Origin of the sequence: Variovorax sp. GrIS 2.14 (genome assembly GCF_046115955.1) — a bacterium.
In the GTDB taxonomy this organism is placed as follows: domain Bacteria; phylum Pseudomonadota; class Gammaproteobacteria; order Burkholderiales; family Burkholderiaceae_C; genus Variovorax.
Window position 1 is genome coordinate 1 of the sequence record NZ_JBJXIA010000049.1, and the last position, 9,363, is coordinate 9,363.

9 protein-coding genes are annotated in these 9,363 nt (G+C 63.3%); all 9 read right to left on the reverse strand.

What is annotated here, in order from left to right:
- Positions 1–296 precede the first annotated feature (296 nt).
- A complete protein-coding gene (locus RCH10_RS26550) occupies positions 297–1,253 on the reverse strand; it encodes a branched-chain amino acid ABC transporter permease (protein WP_409054701.1) in 957 nt (318 codons plus the stop codon).
- Positions 1,250–2,167 (reverse strand): branched-chain amino acid ABC transporter permease, encoded by a 918-nt coding sequence (locus RCH10_RS26555; protein ID WP_409054702.1) that lies wholly within the window; start codon positions 2,165–2,167, stop codon positions 1,250–1,252. The genes RCH10_RS26550 and RCH10_RS26555 overlap by 4 nt, the downstream gene beginning before the upstream one ends.
- A complete protein-coding gene (locus RCH10_RS26560) occupies positions 2,167–2,937 on the reverse strand; it encodes an ABC transporter ATP-binding protein (RefSeq protein ID WP_409054703.1) in 771 nt (256 codons plus the stop codon). Before RCH10_RS26560 ends, RCH10_RS26555 begins: the two co-directional genes overlap by 1 nt.
- Positions 2,934–3,707, reverse strand: a complete 774-nt coding sequence (locus RCH10_RS26565) for an ABC transporter ATP-binding protein (RefSeq protein ID WP_409054704.1) — start codon at positions 3,705–3,707, stop codon at positions 2,934–2,936. The genes RCH10_RS26560 and RCH10_RS26565 overlap by 4 nt, the downstream gene beginning before the upstream one ends.
- Before the next feature lie 9 nt (positions 3,708–3,716).
- The gene (locus RCH10_RS26570; protein ID WP_409054705.1) at positions 3,717–5,204 is read right to left on the reverse strand and encodes an aldo/keto reductase; all 1,488 of its coding nucleotides are present in this window, start codon (positions 5,202–5,204) and stop codon (positions 3,717–3,719) included.
- Positions 5,201–6,505: an ABC transporter substrate-binding protein gene (locus RCH10_RS26575; RefSeq protein ID WP_409054706.1), complete on the reverse strand. Its 1,305-nt coding sequence runs from the start codon at positions 6,503–6,505 to the stop codon at positions 5,201–5,203. Before RCH10_RS26575 ends, RCH10_RS26570 begins: the two co-directional genes overlap by 4 nt.
- A 42-nt stretch (positions 6,506–6,547) precedes the next feature.
- A complete protein-coding gene (locus tag RCH10_RS26580; protein ID WP_409054707.1) occupies positions 6,548–7,570 on the reverse strand; it encodes an aldo/keto reductase in 1,023 nt (340 codons plus the stop codon).
- Between the two features lie 41 nt (positions 7,571–7,611).
- A complete protein-coding gene (locus RCH10_RS26585; protein WP_409054708.1) occupies positions 7,612–7,995 on the reverse strand; it encodes a TIGR04076 family protein in 384 nt (127 codons plus the stop codon).
- A gap of 154 nt (positions 7,996–8,149) precedes the next feature.
- A complete protein-coding gene (locus RCH10_RS26590; RefSeq protein ID WP_409054709.1) occupies positions 8,150–9,007 on the reverse strand; it encodes a FadR/GntR family transcriptional regulator in 858 nt (285 codons plus the stop codon).
- Positions 9,008–9,363 lie beyond the last annotated feature (356 nt).

Genomic DNA, 9,363 nt, shown 5'->3' on the forward strand with positions numbered 1-9,363 from the left:
GAATGCTGTCTTTGTATGAATACACGAACTACCTCCTGGTAGTCCAGGATTTCATCCGCATCCCCGGTGGGTCAAATTTGGGCGGGCGCCAACACCCAAAATTCTGATCGTGCGAGCAGGGTCACCCGTAACGCTACGCGCTCCACAATTGCTCATATCTGCCACCGTATTGCCAAGATGCAGACGGCCTCGTGCCTATGGCCGCCGCGATATCAAACAGGTAGACATCGACGGGTATAGGGCTCAGTCTCTTCACGACAAACGCACGTGCAGGGTTCAGACTGGGCTTAGGCTTTTCAGCTGCGGGCTTGGGCGACGACCACGGCCTCGCCGATCAGCCCACGCGGCCGAATGACAAGAATCAGCGCAATGAGCACGCCGATTAGCACCACCTGCAGCGGCGCGGCCCTGGCCTGATCGGCCTGCGACACCAGACCGCGCAACAGGCCGCCGGCGGCAGTCCAGAACCCCCATACTAGGAAGGCCCCGGCAATGGCACCGCGGTTGTTGCAGGAGCCACCCACGATCAGCATGGCCCACAGCTGGAATGTCAGGATCGGCAGAAAATCTTCCGGCGCGATGAAGCCTACGAAATGTGCATACACCGCGCCGCCCAGGCCCATCAGCATGCTGCCGATCGCGAAGCTCTGCAGGCGCACGGCGAAGGCGCGCTTGCCCAGAGAAGAGGCTGCGTCCTCGTCTTCGCGGATCGCACGCAGCACCCGGCCCCACGGACTTTGAACCAGCTTCTCCAGCGCGATGTAGACCATTCCGAGCAGCAGCATTGTCATCGCCAAGTAGGCTACCGTCCAAGGCAGGCCGGTGCCGAGCCAAGCCTGCATCGGCTTGGGGATGAACTGCACGCCGAACGGCCCGCCAGTCAGGCCTTTTGCGTTGTTCGCCACCAGCTGGATGGTGACGGCGATGCCGAAGGTGGTGATGGCCAAGTAGTCCTGCCGCAGCCGCAGCGCCAGCAAGCCGACGAACAGGCCGACCAAACCAGTGACGGCCATCGCCGCTAGCATGCCAGCCGCCACCGGCCAGCCAAGGCCGCCGAGCCGTCCTGCCATCTCCGGCGTGGTCAGCAGTGCCGAGGTGTAGGCGCCGATGGCCACGAAGCCCGCCACGCCGACGTTAAACAGTCCAGTAAAGCCCCACTGCAGGTTGAGCCCGAGCACAACGATGGCATAGGCACTGGCGAAGACCAGGAAGAAACTGCCGTAAGAAAGCCAGCCGCTTAAGTCCGGGATCATCCCTTTTCTCCAAACAGCCCGGTCGGCCGCACCATCAGGATCGCGATCAGCACCGCGAACGCGGCCGCAGACCGGTATTCCGCGCCGACCACGGTGACAGACGCACTCTCGGCCAGGCCAACGATCAGCCCGCCGAGCACTGCACCCCAGATGGAGCCGATGCCGCCGAGGATCACCGCGGCGAATAACGGCAGCAGCAGGTCGACGCCCATGGTCGGTCGCAACTGCACCGTGATACCGGCGAACACGCCGGCCACAGCAGCCAGTACGCCGCCGATGAGCCAAGTGGCGCGCAACACGCATTCGGGGTCGATGCCGGTGACGCGGGCCAGGCCGGGATTGATGGCGGTGGCACGCATCGAGCGGCCCAAGGTGCTGCGGCTCAGGAAAAGGTGCAGGCCGGCGACGGTGACGAGCGTCAACGTCAGCACGAAGATCTGGTCAGGCGTGACGCGCAGGCCGCCCCAGACGCTGCGCGGCAACAGCGGGATCGCGATCTGTAGGTTCTGTGTGTAGTACTGCGGCACGCCGCCCTGCCAGAACAGTAGGAGGTTGCGCAGCGCCAGCGCCGCACCAAAGCTCGCGATCACCAGCGTGATCGCGCCCTGCTTGCGCAGCCGCTTGAACAGCAGTGTGTCAAGTCCGAGCGCCAACAGGGCCGTAAGTACGGCCGACACGGCAAGCGCGATCAGCAGGCCCCAGCCGAATGAGAACGGGCCGATCGGCGCCACTAGCGCCGCATTCGCCGCCGTGAGACCGGTCGACGCCACCAGCGTTAGGTAAGCGCCCCAGCCCAGCAGTTCGCCATGGCTGAAGTTGGAGAATCGCACGATGGACAGCGTCATGCTCAACCCGATCGCGCCCAATGAAACGACGGAGCCGATGATCAGCCCGTCCGCGATGATCTGAAGCATCAGGTGGTTTCCTTCGGCGCTTGTCGGCTGCCTTGTCGGCCCGTATGGCGGCCAAGATAAAGTTCGGCAATGCGCGCGTCGCCCAGTAGTTCGGCAGAGGTGGCTACGATGCGCTCCTTGCCTTCGACCAGTACCGCGGCGCGATCGGCCAAGGCCAACGCGGCCTTCACGTTCTGCTCCACAAGCAGCACCGTAACGCCGCTGTCGCGCACCTCGCGCAACTTGGTGAACACCTGGTCCACCAGCTTGGGGCTCAGCCCGGCCGAGGGTTCGTCGAGGATCAACAGGCTGGGCCTCGCGATCAGCGCACGTGCCACCGCCAGCATCTGCCGCTGCCCGCCCGAGAGTTGCCCCGCCGGCAGCTTGCGCTGGCGGTGCAGGTCGGGAAACATGGCGTACAGCGGGTCGACGCGTTCGCGCCGGTCGGCCTTCATCACCGAGGCGGCGAGCTCCAGATTCTCGGCGACGCTGAGGTTGACAAACACGTTATCGGTCTGCGGCACGAAGGCCAGTCCCTCGAACACCATGCGGTGCGCCGGCGTCTTGGTGATGTCGCGGCCAGCCAGCAGATTGTGCCCGCCGCTGATCGGCACCAGCCCGGCCACAGCCTTGACCAGCGAGGATTTACCCGCACCGTTCGGCCCCAAAATGGCGAAGATTTCATGGTTCAGCACCGTGAGCGAGGCGCCACGCACGATCAGCAGACCGGGCTCATAGCCGCTCTGCAGGTCCTCTATCCGCAATGCGGGGGGTATCGCGTCTTTGCTCATGCAGCCGTCCCCAAGTAGGCTTCGACCACGCGCGAGTCGTTGAGCACGGCATTGGCATCGCCCGAGGTCAGCAACTCGCCCTGCGCCATCACCATCACCGGTTTGCACAGAGTAGCGACCAAGTCCATGTTGTGCTCAATGATCAGAAAGGTCGCGCCCTGCTTGTTCAGCTCAGCCACCTTGTCGACGATCTGGTCGAGCAGTGCAGGGTTGACACCCGCGCCCGGCTCGTCGAGCAGGATCAACTTGGGCTTCGACACCATCACCCGCGCCAGCTCAAGCAGCTTGCGCTGGCCGCCGGACAGGATGTGCGCCGGCTGGTCTTCCAGGCTGGACAGGCCGACGAAGTCGAGCCAGTGCCGGGCAGCGGCGCGGGTCTCGCATTCCTGCGCCGCCACCTTGGCCGGCTGCAACCAGTTAGCCCAAAAGCGCTCGCCCAGCTGGCCGGTGGGCGCCACCATCACGTTGTCGAGCACAGTCATTTTGGGAAAGGGACGCGGGATCTGAAAGGTGCGCGCCAGCCCAGCCTGGAACACGTCGCAGGCCGGCCGACCGCCGATAGCCGTACCATCGAGCGACACATGCCCAGACGCAGGCTTCATGAAGCCTGCGAGGCAGTTGAACAGCGTGGTCTTGCCTGCACCGTTCGGCCCGATCAGGCCGCCGATGCTGCCCGCTTTCAAGCGGAACGACACCTGATTTACCGCCTGGTGACCGCCAAAGTTCTTGCAGAGTTGGTCGACGACCAAGAGATCGTGATCGGTTGGCATGCGGCTGTTTCAGAGTGCTGAATCGGTGATGGCTTCGGCTTCGATCTCGACGCGGTACCCATCACCGATCAGCGCAGCCACCGCCAGCATGGTGTTGGCCGGACGGATATGGCCAAAGTAATGGCCGTGCACCGCACTCACGGACTGCCAGTCAGCGGCATCGGTGAGGTAGATGCGGGTGCGCACTACCTCCTGCAGCCGTCCGCCCAGCGCCTTGATGCTGGCCTCGATCTTGTCGAGGATGTAGGTAGCCTGCACCGCCGCGTCACCCTGGCCGATGAGCTGCCCGCTGCTATGGGTGGCAGTGGTGCCCGAGACGATGATGCGCTCGCCCACACGCACGGCGCGCGCATAACCGGCCAACGGCTCCCAGACACTGCGGCTGTCGATGGTCCAACGGTTGGCATCGCCGGCCACTCGGTGGCGCGGCCATAGCGGCGCCACCGACTCGAGGTGGTGGCTCAGGTCGCCGGAAGCAGTGAGGAAAGGTGGGCGGCGATATTCGTCGCCACAGTCGCCGGGCAGCCGCCGTGTGTTGGCGAAGGCCGCGTTCAGCGCGGCATGGTCTTCGTGGTCGAGCGCGAAATCGAAAAGCTTCAGGTTGTCGGCGCGGTGCTCGCGCTCACCCAGGCGTGCGCCGAGGATCACCGCCGCCACTGCCGGCTGTTCTAAGACCCAACGCGTGGCCACGTTGGAAATCGAAACACTGTGTTTGCGGCCGACGCCATGCGCGGCCTGCAGCACTGCCTGCAGCGCAGCCCAGCCGCCTACGGCGTCGATGAAGCGTCTGTACTTCATCTTGCTCCAATCGTTGACTTCGGCGGGTTCTGCGGCGCCGAGCCACTTCTCGCTGAGGAAGCCACCGCCGAGCACGCCGTAGGTCAGGAGGCGCACACCGCGGTCCAGGCACAGACTGGCCATAGCCTCCGTGCCGCGCCGGTCGAGCAGCGACATGCACACCTGGTTGCTCACGATCGGAATGCCTTCACTCAGTAACACCCGCAAATGAGCCGTGTCGAAATTAGCCAAACCGAGGTGGGCGATCAGGCCCTCTTCGCGCAGTTTGGCGAGTTCGACCATGGCGTCGATGTAGCGTGGGTCGTCGAAGGTCCACCAATGAAACTGCAGCAGGTCGATACATGGTACCTGCAGCCGATCGATCGAACGCATCACGCCTTCGCGAACCACGGCCGCCGTCATAGGGCCGGGAGGCGGGCACCATTTGGTGAAAGCGCGCGCATCCGGGCGATCGGGCGAGGTCAGCAAGCGGCCAGTGATGACTTCAGCGGAGCCGTAGTGGTCAGCCATGTCGAAGGTGTCGAAGCCGGCACGCGCATACTGGGCCATGGCCGCAGCACCGTGCTGCGGATCGATCAGCGTGCCGCCACGCTCCATGTCGGCCACCTGCCACAGGCCGGTGACAATACGGGAAATCTCGAGGCCCGGCGCGAGCAAAATGCGTCCGGGCTTCTCAGCAGGTGAGGAGGGCAAGCTCATTTTGGCAGCTTGGCCTGGACGGCCTGTACCTCTTCTGCCGACATCTGGCCAACGGTGGCGACTTCGCCGTTGCTGATCTTCCAGGTGCGGAACGGGCCGGCAATGTCGCCGTTCTGGTCGAACTCCACCGGGCCGATCACGCCGACGTAGCGCACCGGCTTCTTCTCGCGGATCAACTGCATGGCGCGCGCGAAGCCCTGCGGGCCAGCGTAGACGACCTCGCCGCCGGGCGCAGTCACCTTGCGGATCGCGTCGCGGATCGCGGAGGCCTCGAACTTTCCAGCCTGTGCGATGGCCAGGCCGAGGATGGCGCCAGCGTCGAAGGCGCGGTCTGCCGCGGGCGCGCCGGCGTCGAAGCTGCCGCTCATCGCGGAATAGGCACTGGCGAAGAAGGTAGTGGACGGCGTGGGGGTCGAACCCGAAGAGGTACCGTAGGCATTAGCCAGGAACTGCGGACCCACGCCTTTGATGAAATCGGCAGCGTTCATGCCGTCGTTGAGCAGGAACTTCTGCGGTCCACCCTGCTGGATCCAGGTGCGCACGATGGTCGTGCCGTCGCCGGGATAGCCGATGAAGTACAGCGCAGGTGGATCGGTCTTCAGCGCCTTGGTGACTTCAGCGTTATATGAAGACTGCTCGGGGTTGTACGGCGTCACGTCGATGACCTTGCCGCCCAAAGCTTCATAGGCGCGGCGGAATTCGGACACCATATTCACGCCGAAGTCGTTGTTGACATAAATGATGGTCAGTGACTTCATGCCTTGGTCAAGGGCGTACTTCGCCGCCGCCGTGCCCTGCAGCGCATCGCTGGTGATGGTGCGGAAGAACCAGCCATTGGTCTTGCCGTCTGCCGCCAGCTTGGTGAGCGAGGGCGAGGACGAGGCCGGCGAGATCTGCACCACACCGGCAGGGCCGGTAACCGAGGTGACGATGGGAATCGTTACCGAGCTGATGATGCCGCCGATGATGGCCGGTACCTTCGTCAGGTCGACCAGCTGGCGCGCTTGGTCCACGCCCACCGAACCTTGGCTTTGCGCATCGCGCACGTCGAAGCCGAGCTTGCAGCCCGCTATGCCCTGTACGCCTGCGGCCTTGTTCAACTCGCCAAAGACGAGTTCGACGGATTTGCTCGCGGCCTGGCCGTAGCGGCCCGCGGCGCCGGTGAGTGAGACGACCATGCCCACGATGTGCGTGCACGAGGGTGACTGCGCCGAGGCGGGGGTGACGGTCAGGGAGCCAAGGGCGGCAAAAAGCGCCAGGGCGGTGGTGGACTTGCGGAAGCGCATGGTGGAGAACTCCATGATGTTCAGGTCGGTGGGGGAACGGAAATCAGGTCTGGTGAATCAGCTTTTATTCAGGTCGTACTTCATGATCCGGCCGTGTGGGCCGGTCTTGTCGCGCTCGAGGTTGTAGGTATCGCCGCCGGGGCCAAGGTACGCCGCGAGGATCGGATCGATGCGTGCGTGGTCAGCCGCGTCGAGCTTCAGGCGAAAGACTTCGAGCGTATTGCCGATGCGGTTACCGTAGCGCGCACCGACGATGGCCGCGGCCACGGCGGGTTGGTCAAGCACCCAGCGGATTGCCACGGTGGAGAGCTGCACGTCGTGACGGTTGGCGATGGACTTCAGCGCGCGCAGCAGCTCTTGGAATGCGGCCCAGCCACCGAACTCGTCAATGATGAGTTTGTACTTCACCAGTGAGCGGTTAGACAAGGTTTCGACGGGCTCGGCCTGGCCGAGCCAGCGCTCGGTAAGGAAGCCGCCGGCCAGCGTGCCGTAACATAGCAGCTGCACGCCGCGCCGAGCACCCATTGGCGCCAGCATGCTTGCCGGTCGGCGGTCGAGCAGCGAATATTGCACCTGCATACTCGCCAATGGCACACCGCCGTCGAGCAGTGCCTCGGTGTGTGGCGTGTCGAAATTAGTGCCCCCGATCTGGGCGATTAGCCCCCGCTTTTGCAGCGTAGCGAGGGCCTGCGCAGCTTCCAGCCAACGCGGGACCTTATAGTCCCACCAGTGAAACTGCACCAGGTCGAGCCGCTCCACATTCAAACGCCGCAGTGAGCGCTCGACGATGCGGCGCACATAGGCCGCATCCACCTCGGCCAAGTCACCGTAGTCGGGCACGAATTTGGTGTGTACCTGCAGACGCGGCAGGCCTCGCGCCGCACGCCGCGCATTGAACTCGCCGTACATGATCTCTACGCCAGTGTAGATGTCGGCGCCGTCGACGGTGTTCAGTCCGGCGTCAACGAAGGCCGCCATGTCGGTCAACGCCCGCTCGCGGTCGACCTCGCCATGGTCGCCGGCGAGCTGCCAGCCGCCACGGACGATGCGTGGAATGCGGTAGCACGGCGCGAGCTCCATGGTTTCGACTTCGGTAATGGGGGCGAATATAGTCATGGTGTTTAGGTGGGCACCACGGCCGTGGTTTCGCCATGCCGGAATACGCGTTTACCGAGCCGACTGATGCGAAACCGCGTCGGGCAATGCGGGTCGGGGCAGGCAACTTCAGCGTCGGTGCTCATCCAGTCTTTTGGATGTGTAGCACGCTGCTTGGCCGGCAGCAGCGGCAGCAGTGCGGACAGCGAATACATCGAAAAACCCTGGCCTGGCGGGAAATGCAGCATCTCGCCGCGTACCTCGAACCAATCGCCAACCTGGGCGTTGCACTGAATCTTGCGATCGTCCACGACCACGACTTCGACGCGCAGGTCGTATAACTCGAAGGCATCACTTGCCATGGCGCTCGTTCCTTGTGACGGCCCGTAATAAAGAGCCTTTTTGATCATTTTGGTATTTTTATATACCGTTATAGACGGCAATTATTGGGCTGCGTTTTGGGGCTGTCAAGAAACTTCGAAGCCGCACCAAGTGAGCGGAGGAGCCCCCAATTTCGGGCGCAAGCGCACGCCGGATTCTTCACTCAGCCGCGGCGAGTTTTCGTCAACTCCGGGCCAAGGGACGGGCCGCTTTTGGCGAGACGGAGGCCGTCGGATCAATAAAGGGATCGGGATAGGACGCGGGGTCCAGCCGGCGGTGCCGCAGCGCCTTGCCGCTGACCCGATGCCAGGCCGCCTCCAGAATTTCGATGCGCTCGACCGTGGCGCGGTCGATGCGCGCAGGGTCTCCGCTTTCGATGGCACGTAAGGAATTCGTGAGCGTCTGCGTGGACAAGGCGATGTCGGGCAGTGCACGCACTGCGAGCACTCGCACTAATTCCATGCGCCGCATCAGCACCTCCATCATCTGCACGACGATGCTGTTCTGTGTTGCGCGCGCCACCGCTATGTTGAAGCGCGTGCTGGCCACCGTCATGCGCTTTGCCACCTCGTTCGAGACACGGCCCTTGCGTGGCAGGGCGCTGATCTGCTTGCTCAGCGCTACCGCACTTCGCATGCGTTCGAGGTCGGCCGGCGTGGCGTGCAGCGCGGCCATTCTCGCCACTTGCGGCTCGAACAGGCGACGGGCCTCCATGGCGCTGTCGATGTCTTCCATTGGCGACTCAGGCAGCGGCAGACCGCTCAGCGCCACCGGAACGGCGTCACCAATGACGAACAGCCCGCCCGCCGACCCCGCTACCACCTGCACAATTTCTGCCTGAACCAGGAGCTTGATCGCCTCTCTGAGCGTCGGCCGGCTCACGCCGAGTTGCTCGGAGAGCTTCAGCTCAGACGGCAGCCGCTCGCCAATACAGACATCGCCCGCACGGATCGCCTCGGTAATACGATAGGCCACGATCTCGCAAGGCCGCACCAGTTGCACGGGCTGGAAGACGAAATGAGTGGGTTCAATGCGGGCCACGGGTTATCCTATCGAATCATGCTAATGCAAGCAGGCCTCACGTCACGCACGGCCTTCGTTGTTTAAAAACCTCGCGGTTCATTCGGCCTTAACGCCGAACGATGGTGTCTTGGATGCCCACTTTTTTTGAGTCGTAAACGAAGATTTATCGCACCCAGGCTTTCAAGCTAATCTTTCTTGAGAAACATCCATCAAGCGTCGGGCTGGGCCTCCCCCGATTTTTCGGACACATCGGATTACATGAAGTGTGCTGGGGCAGATATACCAAAGACACGGAGAGTTTTTCACGAAACGATTCAATTGTGAAGCAGTAAGGCTGACCAAGCAGTCAGGGACGAAGGTTACGCACATAACGA